This window comes from Halobaculum sp. EA56, from assembly GCF_051195075.1.
Classification (GTDB): Archaea; Halobacteriota; Halobacteria; order Halobacteriales; family Haloferacaceae; genus Halobaculum.
This window is the reverse complement of record NZ_JBNTJX010000006.1, coordinates 20,009-43,979: the sequence shown is the minus strand read 5'-3', so window position 1 is coordinate 43,979 and position 23,971 is coordinate 20,009. Positions and strand designations below refer to the sequence as shown.

Sequence of the window (23,971 nt, the reverse complement as noted above, 5' to 3'; positions counted from 1 at the left end):
CGGTCGTTACGGACGGATACGCCCGCGGACGCCGGCTCACTCCTCGCCGTCCCCGTCCCGGTCGCGGTCGGCGCGCCGGCGACGCGCCCGCCGGGACGCCAGCGCCGCGCCGCCCCCGAGGGCGGCGAGCGCGCCGGCGACGCCGAACCCCGGCGCGGCCGCCTCCGAGGGCGTGTCGGTCGCCGTGGGCGACGGGGTCCGGGTCGGCGTGGGGGTGGCGGTCGGCGTGGGCGAGGCGGTCACGGTCCCGGGGCCGGACGCCGTGCCGGTCGGGGTCGACCCCTCGCCCGCCGTCCCGGTCAGCCGCGAGCGGTCGCCCCCGATGCCGGCCGCGTCGGGGAAGGTCCACAGGCCGGCGGGGGCGCCGGCGCGGGTGCCCATCGAGGAGGCCACGAGGAACTCGCCCGGGACCGCGAGCGCGGCCGCCCAGAACCGCCCCTCGTCGGGGTCGGCCCACCACGTCTCCTCGACCGGGTTCGCCGGGTCGGACACGTCGTGGCGCTTCACGCCGCCCTGGTACCAGGAGGTGTACAGCGTGTCCCCGCGGAGGTCGAGGTTGTGGGCGGTCGTCCACGTCCCGGCGAACGTCGGGGCCGGCGTCGGCGGCGGGGCGACGGTCGACAGGTGGGCCGGGTCGTCGGGGGTCGACACGTCGTACAGGTCGACGCCGCTGGGGCCGCCGATCACGTCGCCGTCGTACTCGACGGCCCACGTCTCCCGGCCCACCGCGAGGAGGTCGCCGCTCGGCGCGAGCAGGGAGTAGTGGTGGTTCCCCGGCGGCACCACGCTCTCGCGCGGCGACGGGTCGCGGAGGCCCGCCGGGTCGCCCGGGTCGACGTGCCCGATCGGTGTCGGGTCGGCGGGGTCGGACACGTCGAGCAGGACCGTGCCGGCGTCCCAGTAGGCGAGCGCGGCGACGTCGCCGCGGACGGTCACGTCGTGGATCGTCCGCAGTCCGCCCGGGACCTCGCGCCACGCCTCGTCGGCGTCGAACAGCGACCACCGCGACACCTCCGTCAGGTCCTCGACGTCGACGACGACCAGCGGGTTCCCGTCGGCGCCGTTGCCCGTGAGGTAGCAGTGCCGGCCGTCGAGCGCGCAGTTGTGGATCGGGAAACCGGTCCCGTGGAAGCCGAGCTCCGCCGGCTGCTCGGGGTCGGACACGTCGACGACGAGGAGCCCCCGCGGGCTGTCCTCCCGCGTGGGGTTCGCCGGGCCGACGACGGCGAGGCGGTCGCCGTCGGCCTTCACGTCGTCGAGGCGGCGGAGCGGGCCGTCCTCGCGGTCGGCGAGGAGGTCCCGGCGCTCGGCGAGCACCGTCGGGACAGCCGGGTCCGAGAGGTCGACCGCCGCGTAGCCGTCGCCGAGCGCGAGGTACGCGGTGCGCCCGTCGGCGGAGACGACGACCTCGCGGGTCCCCTCGACGGCGACGGAGCCGAGCGGCGCGTAGGCGCCGTCGGTCCCGTCGTCCCCGTTCCCGCCGCCGTCGCCGCCGCCCGCGGTTCCGGTTTCGGTTCCGGTCGCGTCGCCGCCGGGGTGTGCGCTCGCGAGGCCCGCGACGGCGGACGACCCGCCGACGACGCCCGCGCCGAGCGCGGCGGCGCCGGCGCGGAGCACGTGGCGTCGTCGCATACCGGGGCCAGGGTCCGGAGTCGGATAGGGGTAGCGGCGGGCGGCCGCCGGTCAGGCGTCGCGGCCGGCGGGCCGCGGGGGCGTCGCTCCGCCGGCGACTCAGGCGGAGCGCTCGCCCGTGCCGCCGGTGATGGCGGACGCGAGCGCGCCCTTCACGACCACGTCGTCGCCCATCTCGGTGAGGCGCACGTCGGGGACGTTGACGAACGTGGTCTCCTCCAGGCGTTCGCGGACCGGGTCGAGGATCAGACCGGGGTTGTTGAGCGCGACGGCGCCGCCGACGCGGACGACCAGCGGCGCGTACGCGTTCGCGAGGTTGGTGAAGCCGACGACGTTCCACTCGGCCACGCGGTCGACGACGCGGTCCGCCAGCGGGTCCTCCCCGTGGGCGCCGAACACGTCGACGGCGGAGAAGTCGGGGGAGCCGACCGGGAGGTCCGTGGGCACGTCCTCGACGTCGGCGATGTGACGCGCGTACTTCGGAATGTTCTCGCCGGAGCAGTACGCCTCCCAGTGGCCGTCGCGGCCGCACCCGCAGGTCATCGTCCCCTCGCAGTCGACGACCATGTGTCCAACCTCGCCGGCGTTGCCGTCCCACCCCGAGAGGACGTGCCCGTCGACGCAGACGCCCGCGCCGATGCCCGAGGAGATGGTGACGTACGCCATGTCGTCGGGGTTGCGGTCGCTGTGGAAGCGCTCGCCGATGACGCCCGCGATGGTGTCGTTGTGGAGGAAGACGCGGTCGGTGTCGAGCAGCTCCCGGAGGGGTCCCACCAGCGGGACCTGCCCGATGTCGGGGATGTTCGCCGGGCCGTCGATGATCCCCTCGGCCAGGTCGAGCGGGCCGATGGAGGCGACGCCGGCGGCCGTCGCCGCCCCGGGGTCGACGTTCGCGTCCGCGCACGCCTCGCGGACGACGCGCAACACCGCCTCGGTGATCGCGATGCCGGAACTGCGGGGGGTCGCGGTCTCGGCGCGCGCGACGATGTCGGCGGTCTCGTCGCCGACGACGGCGCGGAGGTTCGTGGCCCCGAGGTCCACGCCCACGTAGTAGGCCATCACCCGGGCAGTCCACGCGGCCGCACTTACCGGTGCCGCTTTTTCACACGCGGTCGAGGACCGAGTTCGACGGCGCTCCCCGTCGCGGGATCCGACCGGAACCCTCCTCGCGGACGCACGTCCGGCCGGTTCACTCCTCCCGGACGAACGTCACCGGGCACGGCGCCGACAGGATGATCTGCTGGGCGGTCGACCCGAACACGGCCTTCCCGGTGGGCGAGCGCTTGCGCCCGCCGACGAAGACGCGGTCGGCGCCGACGCGCTCGGCCAGCTCCGCGACCGCCTCGCCGGGGTCGCCGACGACGCCCTCGACGTCGTAGTCGACGCCCGCGGCCTCCAGCGCCTTCGTGGCGCGGCGGACGCCCTCCAGGCGTCGGGCCACGTCCGTGGGCGTGCCGTCGACGCCCTCCAGTCGGTCGAGCGCGTCGTCCACGTCCGACTGCGTCTCGAAGGCGTGCGCCACCACGACGCGCGCGCCGGTCACTGAGGCCAGATCGACCGCCTCCTCGGTCAGCCGGTCGAGCCGCTCGCCGTCGTCTCGCTTCACCGTCAGCAGGATCGTCTCGATGCTCATACCTCCTATACCACCCCGTCCGTCAAAAGTCTGGTGGCTATTTACTCGATATCGAATGAATGTTTATAACGGTCCATACCGCCCGAATTCGGCGGATACGAGGTGTGTGTTCACGAGTCACGCCGGGGCATCAGGACCCGTTGCTGGGGGGGCGTCGACGGACCTGTCGGGAGGACGGACACGACCGGCTCCCGGCATCGGTGTCGGAGAACGGGAGGGTTCGTCTGTCGGCTGCGCGGAGACCGACCGAGCGCGGGGTCAGTAGTCGGGGGCGTCGTCCTCGACCTCGCGCTTCATCGACTCCCGCCGCGACTTGGCGTCGCGGCCGGTGGCGTCGAGCAGGAACGCGTTCTTCGCGTCGACGGCGTCGGCGGCGGCGTCGGCGTTGCCCTCGGCGATGACTTCCTCGGCGGGACGCTCCTCGAAGTGGACCGCGAGCTTGTCCTTCTTGCCCGAGTAGGAGGCCGCCCCGGCGACGACGCGTTCGAAGACCGGGTTTTCCGGGTCCTCCACGACGTACAGTTCGTGCCCCTCCCACTCCTCGGTCCCGGCGACGGGACCGAACCGGTCCTCGATCTCGCCTTTCAGGTCGGGCATGCGGTCCTCGAGATGCTCGCCGCGACGCATCTTGTACTCCTTCATGCCCGGGCGTTTGCCCGGGGACCGTAAACACGTTTCGTCAGACGGCGACGCGACGTGTCTGTCGGTCGAAACGGCACGATCGGGGGAAGGGTAGTCGGCGAAGACGGACCTATACGCCGACTTACATTAGTCTGCCGGCCTACCGGAGTTCCCGCTCCTCGATGTAGCCGCGCTTGCAGTCGGGGCAGATGTCCCCGGCGCGCATCGAGGAGGCGCCGACCGGTTCGCGGTTGCCGCAGTCGGGGCAGACGTACACCGTCTCGATGCGGTCCGAAGTCGTCGTCAGATCGACGCGGGGGCCCGCCGAGCCCTCCCCGCCGGGGGCGGCGCCCTCCCCCGCGCCCTCGTCGGCGGCGTGTGACTCCCCGGCGGACCCCGCGCTCCGCGGGCCCGCGGCGTCGCGTTCGGGGGCGGCGCCCCCGCTCTCGATGAACTCCACGTCCTCCTCGCCGGCGACGTCCTCGTCGACCTGCGGGGTGAGGTTGCCGTCCACGGAGACGCCCGCGTCCGAACCCGCCTCGTCGATCTCGGCGTCGTAGCCCTCGTCCTCGCCCGCCTGCTCGGGCCACCCGCCCGGACCGTCGCCGTCGACGAACTCGGCGTCGTCCCCGCCGGCGGCGTCCGGCCCGGCCTCGCCGGCCTCCGACGCGTCCGGCACCACGTCGGTTCGCGCCTCGTTGGCCGCCTCGTCCTCTGCCGTCGGCGCGTCGTCGCCGAGGAACTCCACGTCCTCGGACTCGCCCTCGGCGGGGCGGTGTCCCGCCTCGGATCCGGCGGCGGAGGCGTCGGCGTCCGCGTTCTCGGCGTCGGGGTCCGGCCACTCGGCGGGCCCGTCGCCCGACGCGCCCGCCCCGTCACGCCGGTTGGCGTCGGCGTCGGGCCACTCGCCGTGGCCCCGCTCCCCGGGAGCGGACTGCCCCGCGGGCTCGGCCTCGTCGTCGGCCGCCGGAGCGGGGTCCGCCTCCGGCGCGACGGAGTCGTCGAGGATCTCCGCGTCCTCCTCGACGTCCGTGTCGACCCCCGCTCCCTCCCCCGCCGGGTCGGCGGCGGGGTGGTCGAACTCGTCTGCGTCCGGGTCCTCGACCGCGGGCCCGCCCGTCTCGGCGTCGGTGACGACCGCGTCGGCGTCGGCGTCAGCGTCGGCCGGTTCGTCGCCCTCGACGGGCTCGCCGTCGACGACGGTGCCGGCGTCGGCGTCAGCGTCGGCCGGGTCGTCGTCCCCCGCCGACGGCTCGGACGGAGTCGCGGCGGTCGCGGCGGCGCCGGATTCCTCCAGCAGTTGGTCCGTCGAGGTGACCTCCTTGTTCTCGGAGACGACCCGCGTCTCGCCGCAGCGACGGCACTCCTTCACCTCGGTGACGGTGATGAGGACCTCGTCCCCCCGTTCCTCCCGGTCTCGTTCCGTCCTCGGCTCGGTGAAGTCGTGGCCGAGGAGACACCTGAGTCCCATTGTGCCTACGAACCGTCCTCGCCCATAAAAGGGTTCGCTCGCGTCTGACGCGTCCCGTGTGGGCTGCCGGGCCGGCGGGTCGCCGCGGCATCGGTCCCCGCTTCGCGCCGGCGCACGTGCGCGAGCCGCGGGGCACGACGCCGGCCGAGCGTGACGCGGGCCCGGCGGCCGCCGGTACACGTAAGCCGCCGCCGACCGATCCGGGGAGCATGAGGGTGCCGCCCGAGTTCCGCGACAGGGACGACACCGAGGTGGCGGTGCTCGACGCGCTCGTCGGCCGCGCCGAGGACGGGATGACGGTGCTGGAGCTCAGGTCCGGCGTCGACGCCACCATCGACGAGGTCGAGGCCGCGCTCTCCTCGCTGAAGGAGGCGGGGCTCATCGAGGTCGAGCGGGCCGACGAGCGCGTGCGCATCTATCCCGACGACCGCGTCGTGCCGGACCCGGGCGAGCAGCTCGACGCCGACCCCGGCCTGCTCGACGCCATCCGCGAGCGCCTCGGGCTGTAAGGGCCCCGCCAGCGGGGGTCGCCACTTCCGCACCCCTTTTGCCCTCGGCGGGGGACCGTACGGGTATGAGTCTCGTCGCCGACGTCCACGCCGATCACGGGGCGACCTTCACCGAGCGCGGCGGCCGCGAGGTCGTCGCCGACTACGGCCGTCCCGACAGCGCCGTCCGCGCCGTCCGCAACGGGGTCGGCGTGATCGAGATGGGGTACGGCGTCGTCGCCGTCGAGGGCGACGACCGCGTCGAGTTCGTCGACAACGCCGTCTCCAACCGCGTGCCCGCCGGCGACGGCGAGGGGTGTTACGCCCTCCTGCTCGACCCGCAGGGCGCCATCGAGACGGAGCTGTTCGTCTACAACGCCGGCGAGCGCCTCCTGCTGTTCACGCCGCCGGACCGCGCGGAGCCGCTGGTCGACGACTGGGAGGGGAAGATCTTCATCGACGACGTGCGGCTCCGCGACGCCAGCGACGAGTTCGGCGTCTTCGGCGTCCACGGACCGACCTCAACCGAGAAGATCGCCTCGGTGCTCAACGGCGCCGGGTCGCCCGAGCCGGTGCTCACGTTCGTCCGCGGGCGCATGAACGACGTGGGCGTGACCGTGATCGCGAGCGACGCCCCGACCGGCGAGGAGGGCTACGAGGTCGTCTGCGCCGCCGACGAGGCCGAGGACGTGTTCGACACCCTCCTCACCCGCGGGCTGAACGCTGCCCCGTTCGGCTACGCGACGTGGGACACGCTCACCGCCGAGGCGGGGACGCCGCTGTTCGACACGGAGCTCCGCGGCCGGCTCCCCAACGTCGCCGGCGTCCGCTCGGCCGTCGACTTCGAGAAGGGCTGTTTCGTCGGCCAGGAGGTCGTCTCGAAGGTCGAGAACCGCGGCCGCCCGAGCAGGCGCCTCGTCGGCCTCCGGCCCGAGTCGCTCCCGGAGTCCGGCGCGGCCGTCTTCGCGGGCGACGCCTCCGTGGGGGAGGTGACCCGCGCGGTCGAGTCGCCGTCCCTCGACGCGCCCATCGCGCTCGCGTACCTCGACTTCGGCGCCGAGGAGGACGACCTCGCGGTCCGGGTCGACGGCGACGAGGTCGCCGCCGAGCGCGCCGACCTCCCGTTCGTGGAGGGGAGCGCGCGCTCCGGACGGCTGCCGACGTACCCCGAGGCGGCCGAGGAGGCGTAGCGGCGGACCGACCGGACGCGACGATCCCCGACTCCCGATGGCGGTACGGGCGGGAGTCGGGGATCGACGCTCGGTCCGTCCGAACCCCGGGCGGGAATGGAAGGGGCCGCGTCGCTCGACGAAGGCGCGGACCGGTGAGCACCGCAGGGAGACGAGCGCAGCGAGTCGACCGAGAAGCGCGCCGGCCGGACCGAGTCGAGCGACGCGGGGGCTTCCACGGTCGTCGACCCGGTCGGTTCAGTCGGATCCGCGTTCACGACACCGACGTCAACAGCGACCCGGACGGCGGACCCTACGAGAACAGTTTCTTCAGGTGCTCGCGCGAGAAGAACGAGCTCGGCTCGTCCATGTGCACTCCGATCTCCCCGGAGAGCGCCCACAGCCCCGCGCGCTGCACCGGCTCGGGGAGCGAGTACGCCCGGCGGATCCAGTGGCCGAGCCGGATCTCCCGGCTCAGCTCCGCGCGCCACCCCTCCTCGTACCGCGGGAGCGTGTTCGGGTCCTCGGGGTCGATCACCTCGGCCGCCACGTCGGCCGCGCGCATCCCGTAGAGGATGCCCCCGCCGGTGAACGGCTTCGTCTGGGCGGCGGCGTCGCCGAGGAGGAACCCCCGCTCGGCGACGGTGCGCTCGGGCGGGCCGATGGGGATGGCGCCCGAGCAGAAGCGGTCCGTCTCCACCCCGTACTCGGCGGTGAGCCGGTCGAACAGGTCGTTCACCTCGTGGCCCGGCGGCGCCGCGAGGCCGTACTCGACGCCCGCCTCGCCGCGGGGGATGCGCCACGCGAAGAAGCGCGGCGCGGTCAGGTGCACGTCGACGTAGTCGCCGCGGTCGGTCTCGTCGGTGAACGCGAGCACGCCGTGGAGCGTCTCCGTCGGCTCCGGCAGGTCGAGCTGGCGGCGGACCCGCGAGACGGGGCCGTCCGCGCCGGCGACCATCCGCGCCTCGAACGTCTCCTCGCTCCCGCCGACGCTCGCGGTCACCTCGACGTAGCCCGGCCGCTCCTCGACCGAGGTGACGGTGTGGCCCTCGCGCACGTCGGCGCCGGCATCGCGGGCGGCCTCCGCGAGCGTCCGGTCGAGCTCGACGCGGTCGATGACGTTCGACACCTCCTCGCGCTTGTAGAAGCGGTTGCCCGCGCTGTCGGGGCCGCCGACGTGGAAGTCCGCGCCGTACACGCGGTTCTGGAGCAGTCGCCCCTTCGCGTCCCCCGGAACGTACCCCCAGATGTCCGTCGAGACGTGCCCCGAGCAGGCGAGCGGCTCCCCGATCGACCCCTTCTCCAGGGCGAGCACGTCGTAGCGGGCCTCCGCGGCCCGGCGGGCGAAGCGCGCGCCCGCGGGACCGACGCCGACCACGACGAAGTCGTACATACCCGTCCGTTCGCGCGGACGGAGATATATCCGTGGGTCGCCCGACGCGACCGAGACTGGACCCGTGACCTGACAGCGGTGCGGACCCCGGGAACCGCCGTCGCGACCGCTCGCGGTTGCATGGCTGACAGGCGACCCCCGCTCCGTGTCCGCGCGGGTGGGTCGCTGCTCGCGGCTCGCGTCGCTCGCCGTTCGCGTCGGGGCGCTCGCCTCGCTCACGCCCCGCTCCCGCCGTGGCCCGCGCGGTCCGTCGGTAGCTCACGGGGGCGCCGGTCCCCCCCTCCGGTTTGAAGCTACGGGACCACGACCAGCCCGCGGGCGGTCTGATCCCGGACGCGCTCCGGCCAGTCGACGCCGACCTCGGCCCACGAGTCGCCCGCGTCCCGCGTCCGGTACAGCCCCCGGTTCGAGAGCGCGTAGAACTCCCCCGGATCGGCGGCGGCGAGCACCGGACGGGTGACGCCCTCGCCGAGCGGGAGGCCGCGACCGTCGAGCCGCTCCCAGTCCGAACCGCCGACGCGCCGGTACACGTACGTCTCGGCACGCTCGGCGGAGTGGGCCTCGCGCGCGGACCGGGCGGCGGAGACCAGGACGCGGTCGGGGTCGGCCGCGTCGACGGCGACGCTCCAGCAGTAGGTGCGGTCGAGCCCGTCCTGCGGACGGCTCCACGTCTCGCCGCCGTCGGCCGTCTCGGCGTAGCCGTCGCCCGCGGCGGCCCACGCCCGGCCCGGCGCGTCGGGGTGGGTCGTCATCGAGTGCGTGTCCCGTCGGGAGCCGGGAACACGGTCGCGCCACGTGTCGCCCGCGTCGTCGGTCGTCACGAGCGCGCCGGCCTCGACGGCGACGTACAGGTGACCGGCGTCGTGCGGATCCGGCTCGATCCACCGCACGTGGTGGGTGTGGGGCCGCGGCGGGAACGACCACCGGTCGCTGGAGGGGAGGTCCGTCAGGCCGTCGCGGTGTTCCCACGTGTCGCCGCCGTCGCCGGAGCGGTAGACGCGGGAGGGCTCCGTCCCGGCCCATATCACGTCGGGGTCGTCGGGCGACACCGCAGCGGCCGTCACCGACTCCTGCTCGATGGCGTCCGCGCCGACGCGCTCGAACGTCGCGCCCCCGTCGGTCGATCGCCGGAGCCCGGACTCGAAGGTGCCGACGAACACGCGGTCGGAGGCGTTCGGGTGGACGGCGACGCACTCGAGCGCCCGACCGTCGAGGTTGTCCGCCGCCGCGGCGGTCTCCGCGGCGGGGTCGACCGCGAGGAACCGATCGCGCATGGCGGCGTACACGGTGGTCATGTCGAACACGTCGTCGTCCGCGGACAAATCGGTGCCGCCGCGAGCACCCCCGTTCGGGTCGCTCGACGATCCCCCCCCCGTGTCCTTCACTCGTCGTACGTCCCGCCGTCGAGGTAGTGGCGGGTGCGGTCCCGGGTGGACTCGGCGACCTTCCGGAACCGGACGACTCGCTCGTCGCCCTCCCGCTCGTCGGCGAGCACGTCGAGTTCGACGCCGAACGAGCGGAGGTGATCGAGCAGCGCGCCGACGTGCTCGGGGTCGCCGCGGGCGACGTGCTCGTCGCCGACCCCCTCGTCGGCGGCGACCTCGCGGATCGTCTCGACGAACGGGAGCAGCAGCGACTCCCCGAGGTCGCGTGCCCGCTCGCGCAGTCGCCCCCCGTCCTCGTCGAACTCGTACGCCTGGAACGCCTCCCGCATCACCCGCGAGAAGAGGAAGTCCCGACCGCGCTCGAACGGGGTCCCGGCCGCGTACGCCAGCTCAGCGTGGTGGTGTGCCTCGGTGGTGTACTTCAGCATCGTCGTCCCGTCCGGCGACTTCATGACGACGCCCTCGCGACCGCGCTCGTCGAGTTCCTCGATCGCCTCCCGGACGTGCCCGGGGACCGACTCGGGCTCCCACTCCCCGAACAGCCGGGGCTGCGGGAGGCCGTACGAGGCGCACCGCTCGCGTCGCCGGTCGACCGGGAGGGGCTCGCCGGTCGCCCGGTCGCGGACGTCGAAGACGCGGAACGCGTGGGAGTCGACGCCCTCGTAGTCGTGGGTGGTGTACGGCGTCTCCGGGCCGATCAGCTCCGCACACACCATCGCGTCCGGGTGGCCCGCGAAGAACGCGCCGAGGTCGAGCAGCGTCCGCGCCCGGTCGGTCGTGTACGGGCAGAGGTAGCCGCTCCGGGTGAACGCCAGCGGGTCGCCGTCGCCGGGGTCGACGATCCGGACGTTGAACCCGTTCAACTTCTCCTCGACGGCGACCCGGCCGGCGTCGAAGTGCTCCGCGACGGTCGGGTCGAGCACGAGCGCGCGCGGCACGCTCGGGTAGCCGCGGACGACGGTCTCCCCGTCCACGACGACCGTCCCGCGTTCGAGGCCGTGGCGGGCGTCCGGGAGCGCCGCGCACCCGCGCCCGAGGCGGTCGTGGCGTTCGAGGTGCTCCGCGAGGTCCGCCGGGTCGGTCGCGTCGGGGTCCAGCCGGTCGTACAGCGTCTCGGCGGCGTTCCCCATGCCTAGGCCACACGTGAACGCGGGAGGAAAACCCCCGCGGCCGCTCCGACGGCAGTACAACGGCCCGACGTGGGGCGCTCGGCGAGGGCCGACCGCCGACGCGAACGGGCGGAGTGCGACCGCGACTCCCGCGACGTGGGCCGGCGACGGTGTTTTTGCGGCTCGGCCGACAACGCTCGGCCATGTCGGAGGTACCGCCGCGACAGCAGTTCGTGCTCGACACGTCGCTGTTCATCACCGAGGGGATCCGCCGGGAGGGGGAGTCCGTCGAGGAGGCGGCGCTCCGGCTGCTCGACCTGATCGCGACCGCGCGCCTGGAGCTCAACGTCTCCTGTTACGTCCCGCCGTCGATCCACGACGAGCTGGCGACGATGCTGCGCGACCGCGACGTGAGCGACGAGGTGTTCTCGAAGCTCGACACCTGGGTCGTCCGCAAGAGCCCCGACCGATACGGCGTCCAGATCCCCGCCGACATCGTCTACCAGTTCGTCGACGAGATGAACGACCGCGTCGACCGGGGGCTGCGCGTCTCCGAGGAGGCCGTCCGCGAGGTGGAGGCGCTCGACCCCGACGCGGCCGACGGCGGCGGCGCCGGGGCCGACGGCGACTCGGAGTACATGACCGAGGCCGACCACGTCGTCTCGGACCTCCGCGACAAGTACCGCCGGGCGCTGCGACAGGGCGTCCTCGACTCGCGGGAGGACTTCGACCTCCTCGTCCTCGCGCGCGAACTGGAGGCCGGGGTCGTCACGGAGGACCGCGGGATCATCTCGTGGGCCGACCAGTTCGGCCTGCGGTACGTCCGCGGCAGGCAGTTCCCCACGCTGTTGCGCGAGTACCTCCGCGCGTCCGGCGTCGAGGGGTACGCCGGGCCCGAGGCGTATCCGGAGGCGGACGGGGGGGACGCCGACGGCGACGCCGATCCCGAAGATCCGGCGTAGTCTCGCGGGCGATCACGGGGACCTCGTCGCGGTGAGCCGGGACGCCCGCGCCGCTCGTGGCTCACTCGTTCGGCCTCGCCTCGCTCACTTCGTTCGCTCCCCTGACCACGTACTCTCTGTGGGCGGCTCGGCCCGGGAGCGCGCCGCCGTCCGTCGTCGGCTCGGTCGTTCGCTATGCTCACTCCCTCGCCGACGCACTCCCCGAAACCCTCACGTACCGCACCCCCGTACCCCGCGGCATGAGTGACGCACAGCAGGACGAGGAGCCGGCCCAGGGCACCGCCGAGGACCAGGGGCCGGTCACCATCACGCAGGGCCTCGCGGACGCGCTCGCCGACAAGCGCGAGTCGCTGTTCGCGGAGTTCGAGCTCCGCGACGAGTTCCCGCCGGCGGTGAGGCGGGAGGCGAAGGAGCGAACCGAGGGCGTTCAACAGGAGATACAGGACGCGATCGACGAGCGGCGCGACCTGCGGGACCTGACGACGTGGACGACCGACCCGGCGGACGCTCAGGACTTCGACGACGCCATCTCCATCGAGGAGGACGGCGACGAGTACCACCTGTGGGTCCACATCGCCGACGTGAGCCACTACGTCCACCCCGACTCGGAGATGTGGGCGGAGGCCGTCGAGCGCGGGAACACGGTGTACCTCCCGGGCTACACCGTCCACATGCTCCCGCCGATCCTCGCGGAGACGGTCTGCTCGCTCGTCCCCAACGAGGACCGCCTCGCCCACACCGTCGAGATGCGCCTCGACAGGGAGACGCTGAGCTTCGAGGAGCTGGACATCTACAAGTCGGTCATCAACTCCGACGAGCGTCTCACCTACAAGCAGTGCGAGCGGCGTCTGGAGGACCCCGACGCGCCGCTGCACGAGAAGTGCACCCTCGCGTACGAGGTCGCCGACCGGCTCCACGAGCAACGCAAGGCGGACGGCTCGCTCGTGTTGAACCCGAGCCGCGACCGCGCCCACACGATCATCGAGGAGTGCATGCTGAAGGCGAACAAGGCGGTCACCCACGAGCTGATGTGGAACCGCGGGGTCGAGGCGATGTACCGGGTCCACCCCCAGCCGACGCCCGAACAGTGGAACGAGGCCCTCAAGGAGATCCAGGAACTCGACGGCGTCTCCATCCCCGGCGACGCGTGGGGCGACGACCCCCGCAAGGCGGTCAACGCGGCCCTGGAGGAGGCGCCGGACCGGCAGCTCAACAAGATCCAGCGGGCCGTGCTGAAGGTGATGCCGCGGGCGAAGTACATGAACGACCCGTTCGGCGGCCACCACGCGCTCAACTTCGACATCTACGGCCACTTCACCTCGCCCATCCGCCGGCTCTCCGACCTGATCAACCACTGGATCGTCCACGAGAACGACGTGCCCGAGAACCTCGTGGAGTTGTGCGACCACGCCTCCGACAAGCAGAAGGACGGCGAGACGGCCGAGCGCCTCTACAAGCAGTTCATGCAGGAGGTCGGCCTCGACCCGTACGCCGTGAACAACCGCGGCGTCGAGGTCGTCGACGACCCCGAGGACGCCCAGTACGACCGCCCTGAGACCGTCCCCGAGTAGGGTCGCGGACGGCGCGGGGCCGCGGGTTCTCGCGGACCCGCCGGTCCCGGGACGTCGTCGACGACCGCAACGACCGGTATCGGACCGCCGTCCGCTACCCGTCGGCGACGACGACCAGGTCGGTCGTGCCCCCGCGTCGCTCGAAGTGGACCGTGCAGTCGTTGCGCCGCAGGAACGATTCGACCTCGTCGACGCTCGTCTCGGTCACGTCGATACGCGCGCGGGTCCCCGTCTCAACCTCGACGCGCTCGGGCGAGGCGACGGTCGGTGTCGTGCTCATACACCCTCGTGCGGACGGAGGGGACTTGTACGCGAGCCATGCGGAGTGAAAGTGAAACCGAGGGACGGCGTCCGGACGCCGGTCCGCGTGCCGGCCGACGGTCCGGGGACGGTCGAACCGGTCCTCAGAACGGCCGCCGCGCCCGAGACGCGGCGCGTCGACACCGCCGGAGAGCGCGCAGACACCCGTCGCCGGCCGACGAGAGGGCGCTTCCGACCGTCCGCGTCGCTCCCGCCCCCACGCGGCCGGCGCGCGCGACCGCCGTCCGGGCCGCGCCGCCGAACCGACCGGCGGCGGAGGCGGCCGACCGACCGGCCTCGGCGACGGAGCGCCCCGCCCGCGCGGGCGAGAGAAGGCTCCCGGTCGCGACCAGGCACGCCGCCGCCAGCGTCGGAACGGTCGCCGCGGTCGCCAGCGCGGAGCGGTCCGCTCTCGGAGCGTCCCCGTCCGTCCGCCCGAACCCCTCGGGGTCGGCAGCCGCGTACGGGTCCGGGTCCCGGAGGTCGGTCAGGACCCGCCGGGCGATGACGGCGGCGCCGTTCTCGAACGCCGGCGGGTCCGGCGGGTCCGCTACGGCGTCGAGCACGTCGATCGGGTCGGGGGCGACCGCGAACCCCGCCACGTCAAACCGTTCGAGCCAGTCGGCGACGGCGTCCTGCTCGTCGGTCGCCGGGTGGACGACGCAGGGCGTTCCCGCGACGGCCGCGTCCATGACCGTCGAGTACCCCGAACAGACGACCGCGTCGGCGCCGCGGACGTACGGCAGCAGCGACTCGACCGGATCCCACGACTCGTCGGAGACGTCGAGCACGTCGTACCCCTGTCTGCGGAGGTGCGTCGCGATCCGGGATAGCGACGAGTAGTGACTCGGGACGACGACCACGTCGTACTCCTCGCGGACCGGCGGCTCGCCGTCGAGCGCGACCGGCGGGATCCGCGTCGCCCGCGCCGGGTCGGCGCCCGACTCCGGCCACACGACCGGGTAGAAGAACTCCCGGGCGGTCGATAGCTGGAACAGCGTGTGAAACCGGGCGCCCGTTCGTTCGAGGACGTCGTCGTACAGTCCCGGCATGTCGTGTTTCAGCACGTACAGCGGCACGTCGCACCGCGAGGCCGCCAGCGCGGCGAACATGTCGTCGGTCACCAGCGCGTCGGGGTCGGTCGCCGACAGCCACGCCCGGTAGTCGGCGATGCGGCGCAGGCTCGCCGGGACGCTCCTGCTCGCCGCACGCCACAGCGACCCGTCCTGATAGGTGTCGATGTAGTCGACGGTCGTCGGCTCGAACTCGTCGTAGCCGTTGAGCGCGACGAACTCCGTACCCGCGCCGCCGCCGGCCATCCGCACGGTCCCCCCGGCGTTCTCGATCGCCTCCGCGATCGCCAACATCCGTGTCGCGTGTCCCGCCCCCTCCGGGTAGTGCGCGACGGCTACCGTCGGTGCCATGTTGGATCCACAGCGTACTTCGGCGGGGCGTTGATGTGTCTTGTGGCGACCGTGGAGCGCCGCGGGGACCGATCCCCGACTCGCCGGCGGTCGAGTCTGCCCGCTCCCGGGCAACCAGGTCGAGGACGGCCTCGGACCCGCCGAGCACGACGGGACCGACGAACGGGCCGACCGATCCGAACAGACCGATCCCACCGAGGACGCCCACGGCGATGGTCGCGACGTCGATCGACCCGTCCGGCCGACGACCACCGGACGGAAGTAGCGGTCCGTGGCGCTGACCGGCGAGCCGTGGACGGAGAGCAGTACCGCTACGGCGGGCCGACCGACCGCGAGTAGGTCACTCGCGACCGGAAGCCTGACGCCGAACGCCCCGACGAGCGGGAGCACCGTGAGGACGAACGATTAATCACCGCGTCCGCCGAACCGGCTGCCATGGTTCAAGCCCCCGTCCGTGGAGGGCGCTAGGCGTGGCGGGAGTCGTCTTCTGGGCGCTCGTCGTGGTGGCGACGCTCACCAGCCTCGCCACCGCGTGGGCGCTCGGCGCCAACAGCAACTCGCCGCCGTTCGCCCCGGCGATCGGCGCCAACGCCATCTCGACGATGCGGGCGGCCTTCCTCATCGGCATCCTCGCGGCGCTGGGCGCGCTCACGCAGGGCGGGGCGATCTCCGAGACGGTCGGGGCGGGGCTCATCGACGGCGTCCAGATCACGTCGCTGGCGGCGACGGCCGGCCTGCTGACCGCCACCGGGTTCATGGCGTTCGGCGTCTACACCGGCTATCCGGTCCCGGCGGCGTTCGCGACGACCGGCGCGATGGTCGGCGTCGGCCTCTCGCTCGGCGGCGACCCCGCTATCGACACGTACCGACGCATCGCGCTCTTCTGGGCGCTCGTCCCGCCCGTTTCGGGCGGGCTCGCCTATCTCACCGCCACGATCCTCCGACGCGACGACATCCCGGAGACCGTCGGCGTCCCGCTGCTCGCGGCGGTCGTCGGCGGCATCGTCGCCAACGTCCGACTGGGGGTCATCCCCTCGCCGCCCGACGCGACCCAGAGTTCCGTCGCGGGGTTCATCGCGCGTCAGGTCCCGACGCCGACGGTCGCCGGGGTCGACCCCCTGGCGGTGATCGTGACGCTGGCGGCCGCCGCGGCGGGGTTCCGGTTCATCCGCCGGCGGACCCGGGCGTCGGTCGACGACGGCATCCGGACGTTCCTCATCCTCCTCGGGAGCGTCGTCGCCTTCTCCAGCGGCGGCAGCCAGGTCGGGTTGGCGACCGGGCCGCTGGAGAACCTCTACGGGGCCGAACTCGGACTGCCCGGCATCGTCCTGCTGGCGCTGGGCGCGACCGGCATCCTCGCGGGCGCCTGGATGGGCGCGCCCAAGCTGCTCCAGGCGACCTCCCGCGAGTACGCACAGTTGGGAGTCAGGCGCTCCATCGCCGCGCTGGTTCCCGGGTTCGTCATCGCACAGCTGGCCATCGCGCTGGGGATCCCTATCTCGTTCAACAACATCATCATCTCCGGCGTCATCGGCGGCGGGCTCGCCGGCGGCTCGGCGGGCGTCTCCCGCCGGAAGATCGGCGTGACCATCGCGTTCTGGCTCGTCACGCTCGCCGCCTCCACCGCGATCGGGTTCGGGCTCTACAGGGTCTTCGCCGCGGTGCTCGGCGGGTGAGCGGACGCCGGCTCAGCGGACGACGGTCACGGTCACGGGGGCCTCGCCGACGACGCTCGTCGCCACGGTCCCGAGCAACCGGCGAGCGATGTCCCCCCGCTCGCCGCCGTGGCCCCCCATCACGACGTGGTCGACGTCGTGGGCGGCGACGTAGCCGAGGATCGCCTCGGCCGGGTCGCCGGTCTCCACCGCCGTCTCGACCTGTCTGTCGACGTCGGTGGCCCGCGCCCTCGCCCGTTCGACGACGCGGTCGGCCCGGTCCCGCGCGTCCGCACGGCGGTCCCCGTCGGTGTCGAGGATCCCCCCCTCGCTCATGCCCTCGTCGATCGGTGTCACCACGTTCAGGACCGTCACCCGACAGTCGAAGAGGTCGAGCGCCTGCCTGAACGCCTCGTCCGCCAGCGGCGACCCGTCGAGCGGGACGAGGACGTGCGATGGCGCCATACGACCGCTTGGGTCCCCTCGCACATATCGACGGTGGTCGTCCGACGGACGGGCGGCGACGACACGGCGACCGACCGGACATCGAAGTCCGGATAGCCGTGATTGCATTGGTGTATGCTAGCTTATCTCGTCTAGGCGCGTCCCTTCTATCGGATCACCATGCCCGCACTGGTCGATAACAAGGAGATCGTCCGCCGGTTCGCGGAGGAGTTCATCAACGGGGGGAACTACGACACGGCGGAGGAGTTCCTCGCCGAAGATATCGCCGACCACACTCCGTCGGGCGAAACGACCGGCCGTGAGGCGGTCGTGGAAACCCTGAAGACGGTACGGACCGCGTTCCCCGACTTCGTCGTTACGCCGCGGGACATCGTCGCGGAGGACGACACCGTCGCCGTTCGGATGACGCAACGTGGAACCCACGAGGGCACGTTCATGGGAATCGAGCCGACCGGAAACGCGTTCGAGATCGAAGCGATGGCGTTCATGCGGCTGGAGGACGGGAAGATCGTGGAGCGGTGGGGCAGGCCCGATCTGCTCGGGCTGTTTCGGCAGCTCGGGCGGACGGAGCTTCCCGCTCCGCCAGCCTGAAGAGATCGTCGGGTCTCCGTATCTCTCCCCGGGGTCCGTTCGCGACCCTACCGAACTTCCCAGTTTTGTACCTCCGTAAGATCTCGCCGTCGCGGGAACACCGGGGACGCGCGAACGCTACGTACGGCGCACATACTCGTCACGTACGTGCTGTTTCGAGTGGTGTCCGGTAACAGCTAACACGATAGCCGCCGTAGGGACAGGCGGCGTTCTCAGTAGCGGTAGAGGGGACGGGGAACCTCCGTCGCCGGAGACGCATCGGACGGTGATCTCAGTGCCAGCAAGAACCGACATCGACACACGTCATGAGGCGGCGGAGCGGAACTACGAACTCCCGATCGGCACGGTCGAGTGTACGGTCGTCAGCGACGGCAGCTACGCGTACCCCGATCCCGGACGGGCGTTCTTCGCCAACGCCGACGAGGACGAGTTAGCGACAGTCCTCGAAGGATACGGGATCGATCCGGCGTCGTGGGAGACGTACGTGAGCCCGTATCCGTGTCTCGTCCTCCGGACAGCAGACCACACCGTTCTCGTTGACACCGGCGGTGGCGACCTGGGCGAACACACCGGCAAGCTCCAGTCGAACCTTCGGGCGGTGGGTGTGGACCCGGCGGCCATCGATCGGGTGCTCCTGACGCACGTTCATCCGGATCACGTCGGTGGTACCCTCGATGCGGACGGGGCGCCCGCGTTCCCCAACGCGCAGTACCTCGTTCCGGACCGGGAACACGAGTTCTGGTTGACCGATCCGGACCTCTCCGAGTTACAGGTCCCGGACCACGTCAAGGAGGCCATGATCACGTTCGCGGAAACCAACGTCCGTCCGTTGGGGGAGGCCGGGCGCCTCGATCGGCTCCCGGACGGACCGACGGAGATCGTCCCGGGCGTCCGAACGCTTCCGGCCCCGGGACACACGCCGGGACACGTCGCCGTCGAAGTCACGTCGGAGGGCGAGACGTTCCTCTATCTGGTCGACCTCGTGATCTTCCCCGCGCAGATCGAACGACCGGACTGGTACGCCGCGTTCGACCTCGACCCGACGACGCTCGTTGACTCCCGACGAACTCTGCTGGAGCGAGCGGTTGCCGAAGACGCACTCGTCATGGCCCAACACTTCCCGACGCCGGGGCTCGGTCACGTCGAACGCACCGACACCGCGTACGAATGGGAGCCGCTTTCGGGAACGAACGAGTGAGATCCTCCGCCGCCCGACCGAACATCGACGCCACTCCCGAAACACGCCGGAGCGTGGGCGGGAAGCGAGCGCCGACCGCCCCGAGCAAACGGCCGATACTTCGGGGACGGCGTGGGTGCAACCCAGGTCCCGGCGAACTTCACCTCCTACGCGGGTTGGTTGCGCGAGGCTGTCACTGAACGATTCCGTGTCAGTGCTGCTCTCGCGAGAAATCGGGGCCTTCGCGAGCACCCCGTATAGAAGTGGACTCGCTGGGATTTGAACCCAGGGCCTCTTCCTTGCGAAGGAAGCGATCTACCGCTGATCTACGAGCCCGCATCCGAACGAAACCCGGGACGACACTTGAGCGTTCCGTTTCGCCCTCCCCTCGTGCGTTCCTCACACGCGAAGCAGCCGCACGCGGCCCGCCGCCAGCCCGCAGGCCAGCCCGACGAAGTGGGCGATCAGCGCGCTCCCCGGCCCGCTGAACGCGACGGCGACGAGGAGCGCGACGACGGCGACGGCGACGGTCACCGCGCGCGTCGACGCGCCGAGCCGGTCGGCCAGCCTCCCCAGCGCGTCGGCGGCGGGGTTGGCGGCGACGACGTAGCCGACGAGCGCGAACGCCGCGCCGCTGATCCCGACGACGCCGACCCCGGCCGGCGCGAACAGCCCGCCGAGCCACACCTGCGCGAGGCCGGCGAGCGCGCCCGTCGAGAGCACGAACGCGTGAAATCGAACCCTGGTCGTCGCCGCCGCGACGGGGACTCCCGCGACGACGACCACGACCGCGTTCGACAGCAGGTGGCCGAAGCCCGCGTGGGCGTACACGCTCGTCACGAGCGTCCAGGGGCGCGCGAGCGCGGGCGGCGACAGGACGAACAGCAGCGCCGCCAGCGGCGCCGCGAGGAGCCCGGCGAGCCAGAACGCGCCGGAGACGAGCGTCATCGCCGCGAGCGTCTCGGCGACCGGCCGGAGGGGGGTCCCGTCCCGCGGGCGTCCACGCCGCGTCGGCGTCGGGGCCCGATCGGAGGCCATACCGGAGGCTGCGCTCCGCGGACGCAAAACGGTGCCGTCGCTGGGGGCGGGAAAAACGGGAGAACGGAATCGGACGGGACGTCGGACCGGGGAGCCGGTCCGGTGCGCCTCAGGTCAGTCCTCGAGGACGATCTCGATGGAGACGTCGTTCGGGACCTGGATCCGCATGAGCTGGCGGAGCGCGCGTTCGTCGGCGTCGATGTCGATCAGCCGCTTGTGGACGCGCATCTCCCAGTGCTCCCACGTCGCGGTCCCCTCCCCGTCGGGGGACTTGCGCGACGGGACCTCCAGCGTCTTCGTGGGGAGCGGAATGGGGCCCGACAGGGCCACGCCGGTCTTGTCCGCGATCTCGCGGACGTCGTCGCAGATGTCGTCCAGGTCGTCGGGGCTCGTGCCCGCGAGTCGGACGCGCGCTTGTTGCCCGGGCATTTACCGCTCGTCGACGGAGAGCACCTTGCCGGCCGCGATGGTCTGACCCATGTCGCGGATGGCGAAGGAGCCCAGTTCCGGGATCTCGCTGGACGGCTCGATGCTGAGGGGCTTTTGCGGGCGCACCGTCACGATGGCGGCGTCGCCGGACTTGATGAAGTCCGGGTTCTCCTCGGCGACCTCGCCCGAGGACGGGTCGAGCTTCTGATCGAGCGACTCGATCGTACACGCGACCTGCGCCGTGTGGGCGTGGAAGACGGGGGTGTAGCCGGCCGTGATGACCGACGGGTGCTGCATGACGACGACCTGCGCCTGGAACGTCTCGGCGACCGTCGGCGGGTCGTCCGCGGGGCCGCAGACGTCGCCGCGGCGGATGTCGTCCTTGCCGACGCCGCGGACGTTGAATCCGACGTTGTCGCCGGGGCCCGCGTAGTCGACCTCCTCGTGGTGCATCTCGATCGTCTTCACCTCGCCGCCCGCGTCGGACGGCTGGAAGGAGACGTTGTCGCCGGGGCGCATCTCGCCGGTCTCCAGGCGTCCGACCGGGACGGTCCCGATGCCGGAGATGGTGTACACGTCCTGGATGGGCAGCCGCAGCGGCGCGTCCGTCGGCGGCTCCGACTCGGGGAGGCTGTTGAGGGCCTCCAGCAGGATCTTGCCGTCGTACCACGGCGTGTTGTCCGAGCGCTCGGCGATGTTGTCGCCCTCGAACGCCGAGATCGGGATGAAGCTCGCGTCCTCGGTGCCGAAGCGGACCTGCTTGAGCAGCTCCTCGACCTCGGAGACGACCTCCTTGTAGGAGTCCTCCGAGTAGTCGACGAGGTCCATCTTGTTGATCCCGACGATCAGCTCGTTGATGCCGAGCGTGCGGGCCAGGAAGACGTGCTCGCGGGTCTGGGGCGCGACGCCGTCGTCGGCCGCGACGACGAGCACCGCGTTGTCGGCCTGCGAGGCGCCCGTGATCATGTTCTTCACGAAGTCACGGTGGCCCGGGCAGTCGACGATGGTGAAGTAGTACTCGTCGGTGTCGAACTCCTGGTGGGCGATGTCGATGGTGACACCGCGCTCGCGCTCCTCGGCCAGGTTGTCCATGACGTAGGCGAACTCGAATCCGCCCTTGCCCTTCTCCTCGGCTTCCTCTCGGTGCTGCTCGATCACGTGCTCGGGGACGCTCCCTGTCTCGAAGAGGAGCCGCCCGACGAGCGTGGACTTCCCGTGGTCGACGTGGCCGATGATGGCCAGGTTCTGGTGGGGTTTGTCGCTCATGTTGGAATCACGCGCTGAGGCGCTCTGTAAGGACTTGTATCGGTCGAACGCCCTAAAACCATTTCGATACGCGGGGCAGTCTACCCCTCCGCCCTCTTGCGATTTCGCGTGTGTCCCCGTGCCGTGTGTCGTGTTTGCACGCGCGATCGACCGGCCGTCGCCGCCCCCGATCCGGGGGTTCCGTTCGCGTACGAACGGCTCGAACGAAGCGGCGGAACCGACGGGACGACGCGAGCGATGCGACGGGCGGGGGGAGATCGTCCGGCGACGGCCCGGGGGAGCCCGGATCCGCTCCGCCGGGCCCGGTCGGTCCGTTCCGCCCCGCGGCTCTCACTCCAGGCGCGCCACGTCGGCCAGCACCGCGCTCGCGGTCTCCTCGCCGCCGGCGCCGCGCCCGGAGATGGCGAGGCCGCCGGCGTACTCGTGGTCGATCTCGACGATGTTCCTCGTCCCGGTCACCGCGAGCGTCCCGTTCTCGGGGACGAGCCGCGGGCCGACGCTGACGGCCTCGCGCGTGGCCTCCCCGACGAGCCTGACGGTCCGGCCGTCCTCGGCGGCGAGCTCGAGCGCGCTCCCGGGGATGTCGCGGATGCCCTCGACCTCGGCGTCCGCGAGGGTCACCTCGGCCGCCCGGAGTTCCGCGAGGGAGTCGCAGTCGGCCTCCCGGAGCACGTTCGCCAGGATGACGCACTTCAGCGCCGCGTCGGTGCCCTCCACGTCGAAGGAGGGGTCGGCCTCCGCGACGCCCAGGTCCTGCGCCTCCGCGAGCACGTGGTCGTAGTCGAGCCCCTCGGCGGCCATGCGCGAGAGCACGAAGTTCGCGGTCCCGTTGAGCACGCCCCGGACCGCCGAGACGTGCTCGGCACCCAGGTCGTCGACGGTCGCGCACACCGGGATGGCGCCGCCGACGGTCGCCTCGAAGTACACCTCCCCGGCGGAGTCGGCCTCCAGCTCGCGCACGTCGGCGTAGCGCTCGGCGACGGGGCCTTTGTTCGCGAGCACGACGTGGCGATCGCGCTCCAGCGCCGTCCGGAGGTGCGAGAACCCCGGCTCGGCGTCCCCGAGCGTCGTCGGCGTCGCCTCCACGAGGGCGTCGTACTCGCCGGCGAGCGCGTCGCCGGGGGCGGCGTCGCCGAGCGGCTCGCCGGCGTCCTTGCGGGTGAGGGCGGCCTCCACGTCCACGCCGTCGGCGTCGACGACGGCCGACGAGGAGTCCGCCAGGGCGGTCACCTCGTGGCCGTACTCGTCGGCCAGGTCCGCGACCGACCGACCGACCGCGCCGGCGCCCAGCACCGCGAGCCTCATGGGCGGCCCTCCAGCGGGGCGATGACGTCGAAGCCCTTCTCGTCGGCCACCTCGCGCACCGTCTCGACGACGTCCGCGATCTCGCCGGCGCGCGCCCGCAGGCGGAGCCGGGCGCTCGAGTGCGCCTTCGACCCGGCGCCCGCGGGCGCCGACAGGTCGATGTCGGCGACCGACGCGCCCGATCGGTCCTGGATGCTCTTGAGCGTGTCCGACAGGTCCGTGTCCACGAGGTGGCCCACGAGGATCAGCGTCACCTCGTCGCCGTACTCCTCGGCGTCCGCCTGAATCACGTTCACGCCGCGCTCGCGGAGGTCCTCGAGGATGGGCTCGAAGCGCGCGGGCGGGCACTCGATGTCCACCTCGACGGGGATCCGCCCCCGCGGCGTGAGGCTCCCGCGCTCGTGGAAGATGGACAGCAGGTTCGCCCCGTTGTCCGCGATGGGCTCCAGCGCCGCGAGCAGCTGGCCCGGCTCGTCGACGAGCTCCAGCCTGATCGTGTGGGCCTGAAGCTCGGTCTCGCGCCCCCCGTCCGGCTCGGCGTCCTCGGCGTCGTGGTCGCGGTCGCCGTCGGCGGCCGCCTCGCCCGGCGCCTCGGAGTCCACCGACTGCTCGTCGGGGGCTGGCGTCGACTCCGAGGGCATCTACGCGCGCCCCCGTTCGTCCGCGGTCGGCCCCGTCGGGGCGGCGTCGTCGCCGACGCGACGGCGCGAGCCCGCCTCTCCGCTCTCGTCCGCCGTCGACCGTGTTCCGCCGGGGGGTGTGGCTCCGGACCCGATAATTGTGATCGGCGTGCGGGGCTGGGCGTCCTGTCTGCAGCCGTCGCGCCGACCGTGGGTCGTGCCACTTGGCATATCGTACCCGTGTAGACGGGGAGGTGATAAGCCTTC

23 protein-coding genes and 1 tRNA gene are annotated in these 23,971 nt (G+C 72.4%); 7 read left to right on the top strand and 17 right to left on the bottom strand.

What is annotated here, in order from left to right:
- Positions 1-36: 36 nt before the first annotated feature.
- The 5 genes from ACQUQ1_RS11830 to ACQUQ1_RS11810 all read right to left on the bottom strand — a co-directional run bounded on the left by ACQUQ1_RS11830 (position 37) and on the right by ACQUQ1_RS11810 (position 5,357).
- Positions 37-1,632 carry an LVIVD repeat-containing protein gene (locus ACQUQ1_RS11830; protein WP_435064507.1) on the bottom strand — a complete coding sequence of 532 codons (1,596 nt, stop codon included), beginning with the start codon at positions 1,630-1,632 and terminating at the stop codon, positions 37-39.
- Positions 1,633-1,731: 99 nt separating this feature from the next.
- Positions 1,732-2,691 (bottom strand): ROK family protein, encoded by a 960-nt coding sequence (locus ACQUQ1_RS11825; RefSeq protein WP_435064506.1) that lies wholly within the window; start codon positions 2,689-2,691, stop codon positions 1,732-1,734.
- A 130-nt stretch (positions 2,692-2,821) separates the two neighbouring features.
- Positions 2,822-3,265: a universal stress protein gene (locus ACQUQ1_RS11820; RefSeq protein ID WP_435064505.1), complete on the bottom strand. Its 444-nt coding sequence runs from the start codon at positions 3,263-3,265 to the stop codon at positions 2,822-2,824.
- Positions 3,266-3,523: 258 nt separating this feature from the next.
- Positions 3,524-3,907, bottom strand: coding sequence for a DUF5611 family protein (locus ACQUQ1_RS11815; protein WP_435064504.1), 384 nt, complete (start codon positions 3,905-3,907; stop codon positions 3,524-3,526).
- 139 nt (positions 3,908-4,046) lie between these two features.
- Entirely contained in the window at positions 4,047-5,357 is a 1,311-nt protein-coding gene (locus tag ACQUQ1_RS11810) for a DUF7093 family protein (RefSeq protein ID WP_435064503.1), read from the bottom strand.
- Between the two features lie 209 nt (positions 5,358-5,566).
- Here ACQUQ1_RS11810 and ACQUQ1_RS11805 point away from each other — a divergent pair, with 209 nt between their 5' ends.
- Together ACQUQ1_RS11805 and ACQUQ1_RS11800 are read left to right on the top strand one after the other, a co-directional pair.
- A complete protein-coding gene (locus ACQUQ1_RS11805; protein ID WP_435064502.1) occupies positions 5,567-5,866 on the top strand; it encodes a DUF6432 family protein in 300 nt (99 codons plus the stop codon).
- A gap of 65 nt (positions 5,867-5,931) precedes the next feature.
- On the top strand, positions 5,932-7,035 hold the full coding sequence (locus ACQUQ1_RS11800) for an aminomethyltransferase family protein (RefSeq protein WP_435064501.1): 1,104 nt from the start codon (positions 5,932-5,934) through the stop codon (positions 7,033-7,035).
- 292 nt (positions 7,036-7,327) lie between these two features.
- Here ACQUQ1_RS11800 and ACQUQ1_RS11795 read toward each other — a convergent pair whose 3' ends face one another.
- From ACQUQ1_RS11795 to ACQUQ1_RS11785, 3 genes are all read right to left on the bottom strand, one after another.
- Positions 7,328-8,407 (bottom strand): geranylgeranyl reductase family protein, encoded by a 1,080-nt coding sequence (locus ACQUQ1_RS11795; RefSeq protein ID WP_435064500.1) that lies wholly within the window; start codon positions 8,405-8,407, stop codon positions 7,328-7,330.
- A 293-nt stretch (positions 8,408-8,700) separates the two neighbouring features.
- Positions 8,701-9,702, bottom strand: a complete 1,002-nt coding sequence (locus ACQUQ1_RS11790) for a WD40/YVTN/BNR-like repeat-containing protein (protein WP_435064499.1) — start codon at positions 9,700-9,702, stop codon at positions 8,701-8,703.
- Between the two features lie 86 nt (positions 9,703-9,788).
- Positions 9,789-10,922, bottom strand: coding sequence for an RNA ligase (locus tag ACQUQ1_RS11785; RefSeq protein WP_435064498.1), 1,134 nt, complete (start codon positions 10,920-10,922; stop codon positions 9,789-9,791).
- 182 nt (positions 10,923-11,104) lie between these two features.
- On the opposite strand from ACQUQ1_RS11785, the gene ACQUQ1_RS11780 reads away from it, so the two are divergent.
- Positions 11,105-11,863, top strand: coding sequence for an RNA ligase partner protein (locus ACQUQ1_RS11780; protein WP_435064497.1), 759 nt, complete (start codon positions 11,105-11,107; stop codon positions 11,861-11,863).
- 239 nt (positions 11,864-12,102) lie between these two features.
- On the top strand, positions 12,103-13,434 hold the full coding sequence (locus ACQUQ1_RS11775; RefSeq protein ID WP_435064496.1) for an RNB domain-containing ribonuclease: 1,332 nt from the start codon (positions 12,103-12,105) through the stop codon (positions 13,432-13,434).
- Positions 13,435-13,528: 94 nt separating this feature from the next.
- Here ACQUQ1_RS11775 and ACQUQ1_RS11770 read toward each other — a convergent pair whose 3' ends face one another.
- Positions 13,529-13,714: a hypothetical protein gene (locus ACQUQ1_RS11770; RefSeq protein ID WP_435064495.1), complete on the bottom strand. Its 186-nt coding sequence runs from the start codon at positions 13,712-13,714 to the stop codon at positions 13,529-13,531.
- 124 nt (positions 13,715-13,838) lie between these two features.
- Entirely contained in the window at positions 13,839-15,158 is a 1,320-nt protein-coding gene (locus ACQUQ1_RS11765; protein ID WP_435064494.1) for a glycosyltransferase, read from the bottom strand.
- 470 nt (positions 15,159-15,628) lie between these two features.
- Between ACQUQ1_RS11765 and ACQUQ1_RS11760 the strand changes: the two genes are divergently transcribed.
- Positions 15,629-16,834 (top strand): anion permease, encoded by a 1,206-nt coding sequence (locus tag ACQUQ1_RS11760; RefSeq protein ID WP_435064493.1) that lies wholly within the window; start codon positions 15,629-15,631, stop codon positions 16,832-16,834.
- 12 nt (positions 16,835-16,846) lie between these two features.
- On the opposite strand, the gene ACQUQ1_RS11755 is transcribed toward ACQUQ1_RS11760, so the two are convergent.
- Positions 16,847-17,278 carry a universal stress protein gene (locus tag ACQUQ1_RS11755; protein WP_435064492.1) on the bottom strand — a complete coding sequence of 144 codons (432 nt, stop codon included), beginning with the start codon at positions 17,276-17,278 and terminating at the stop codon, positions 16,847-16,849.
- Positions 17,279-17,437: 159 nt separating this feature from the next.
- Between ACQUQ1_RS11755 and ACQUQ1_RS11750 the strand changes: the two genes are divergently transcribed.
- Both ACQUQ1_RS11750 and ACQUQ1_RS11745 read left to right on the top strand, forming a co-directional pair.
- The gene (locus tag ACQUQ1_RS11750) at positions 17,438-17,869 is read left to right on the top strand and encodes an ester cyclase (protein WP_435064491.1); all 432 of its coding nucleotides are present in this window, start codon (positions 17,438-17,440) and stop codon (positions 17,867-17,869) included.
- A 274-nt stretch (positions 17,870-18,143) separates the two neighbouring features.
- The gene (locus tag ACQUQ1_RS11745; RefSeq protein ID WP_435064490.1) at positions 18,144-19,067 is read left to right on the top strand and encodes an MBL fold metallo-hydrolase; all 924 of its coding nucleotides are present in this window, start codon (positions 18,144-18,146) and stop codon (positions 19,065-19,067) included.
- Between the two features lie 243 nt (positions 19,068-19,310).
- On the opposite strand, the gene ACQUQ1_RS11740 is transcribed toward ACQUQ1_RS11745, so the two are convergent.
- The 6 genes from ACQUQ1_RS11740 to ACQUQ1_RS11715 form a co-directional block, all read right to left on the bottom strand.
- Positions 19,311-19,382, bottom strand: a tRNA-Ala gene (locus ACQUQ1_RS11740).
- Between the two features lie 63 nt (positions 19,383-19,445).
- Positions 19,446-20,084 (bottom strand): rhomboid family intramembrane serine protease, encoded by a 639-nt coding sequence (locus tag ACQUQ1_RS11735; RefSeq protein ID WP_435064489.1) that lies wholly within the window; start codon positions 20,082-20,084, stop codon positions 19,446-19,448.
- Positions 20,085-20,198: 114 nt separating this feature from the next.
- Positions 20,199-20,513, bottom strand: a complete 315-nt coding sequence (gene rpsJ, locus ACQUQ1_RS11730) for a 30S ribosomal protein S10 (RefSeq protein ID WP_073306642.1) — start codon at positions 20,511-20,513, stop codon at positions 20,199-20,201.
- On the bottom strand, positions 20,514-21,779 hold the full coding sequence (tuf, locus tag ACQUQ1_RS11725) for a translation elongation factor EF-1 subunit alpha (RefSeq protein ID WP_435064488.1): 1,266 nt from the start codon (positions 21,777-21,779) through the stop codon (positions 20,514-20,516).
- Positions 21,780-22,109: 330 nt separating this feature from the next.
- Entirely contained in the window at positions 22,110-23,084 is a 975-nt protein-coding gene (locus ACQUQ1_RS11720; RefSeq protein WP_435064487.1) for a homoserine dehydrogenase, read from the bottom strand.
- Positions 23,081-23,725: an amino acid-binding protein gene (locus ACQUQ1_RS11715; RefSeq protein WP_435064486.1), complete on the bottom strand. Its 645-nt coding sequence runs from the start codon at positions 23,723-23,725 to the stop codon at positions 23,081-23,083. The genes ACQUQ1_RS11720 and ACQUQ1_RS11715 overlap by 4 nt, the downstream gene beginning before the upstream one ends.
- Positions 23,726-23,971: the final 246 nt, after the last annotated feature.

Coding starts and splice junctions, on each gene's coding strand:
- ACQUQ1_RS11720 (WP_435064487.1), bottom strand. CDS start 23,084: ATGAGGCTCGCGGTGCTGGGCGCCGGCGCGGTCGGTCGGTCGGTCGCG.
- ACQUQ1_RS11820 (WP_435064505.1), bottom strand. CDS start 3,265: ATGAGCATCGAGACGATCCTGCTGACGGTGAAGCGAGACGACGGCGAG.
- ACQUQ1_RS11805 (WP_435064502.1), top strand. CDS start 5,567: ATGAGGGTGCCGCCCGAGTTCCGCGACAGGGACGACACCGAGGTGGCG.
- ACQUQ1_RS11770 (WP_435064495.1), bottom strand. CDS start 13,714: ATGAGCACGACACCGACCGTCGCCTCGCCCGAGCGCGTCGAGGTTGAG.
- ACQUQ1_RS11795 (WP_435064500.1), bottom strand. CDS start 8,407: ATGTACGACTTCGTCGTGGTCGGCGTCGGTCCCGCGGGCGCGCGCTTC.
- ACQUQ1_RS11750 (WP_435064491.1), top strand. CDS start 17,438: ATGCCCGCACTGGTCGATAACAAGGAGATCGTCCGCCGGTTCGCGGAG.
- ACQUQ1_RS11810 (WP_435064503.1), bottom strand. CDS start 5,357: ATGGGACTCAGGTGTCTCCTCGGCCACGACTTCACCGAGCCGAGGACG.
- ACQUQ1_RS11735 (WP_435064489.1), bottom strand. CDS start 20,084: ATGGCCTCCGATCGGGCCCCGACGCCGACGCGGCGTGGACGCCCGCGG.
- rpsJ (WP_073306642.1), bottom strand. CDS start 20,513: ATGCCCGGGCAACAAGCGCGCGTCCGACTCGCGGGCACGAGCCCCGAC.
- ACQUQ1_RS11785 (WP_435064498.1), bottom strand. CDS start 10,922: ATGGGGAACGCCGCCGAGACGCTGTACGACCGGCTGGACCCCGACGCG.
- ACQUQ1_RS11765 (WP_435064494.1), bottom strand. CDS start 15,158: ATGGCACCGACGGTAGCCGTCGCGCACTACCCGGAGGGGGCGGGACAC.
- ACQUQ1_RS11815 (WP_435064504.1), bottom strand. CDS start 3,907: ATGAAGGAGTACAAGATGCGTCGCGGCGAGCATCTCGAGGACCGCATG.
- ACQUQ1_RS11775 (WP_435064496.1), top strand. CDS start 12,103: ATGAGTGACGCACAGCAGGACGAGGAGCCGGCCCAGGGCACCGCCGAG.
- ACQUQ1_RS11830 (WP_435064507.1), bottom strand. CDS start 1,632: ATGCGACGACGCCACGTGCTCCGCGCCGGCGCCGCCGCGCTCGGCGCG.
- ACQUQ1_RS11715 (WP_435064486.1), bottom strand. CDS start 23,725: ATGCCCTCGGAGTCGACGCCAGCCCCCGACGAGCAGTCGGTGGACTCC.
- ACQUQ1_RS11755 (WP_435064492.1), bottom strand. CDS start 17,278: ATGGCGCCATCGCACGTCCTCGTCCCGCTCGACGGGTCGCCGCTGGCG.
- ACQUQ1_RS11825 (WP_435064506.1), bottom strand. CDS start 2,691: ATGGCCTACTACGTGGGCGTGGACCTCGGGGCCACGAACCTCCGCGCC.
- tuf (WP_435064488.1), bottom strand. CDS start 21,779: ATGAGCGACAAACCCCACCAGAACCTGGCCATCATCGGCCACGTCGAC.
- ACQUQ1_RS11780 (WP_435064497.1), top strand. CDS start 11,105: ATGTCGGAGGTACCGCCGCGACAGCAGTTCGTGCTCGACACGTCGCTG.
- ACQUQ1_RS11800 (WP_435064501.1), top strand. CDS start 5,932: ATGAGTCTCGTCGCCGACGTCCACGCCGATCACGGGGCGACCTTCACC.
- ACQUQ1_RS11790 (WP_435064499.1), bottom strand. CDS start 9,702: ATGACCACCGTGTACGCCGCCATGCGCGATCGGTTCCTCGCGGTCGAC.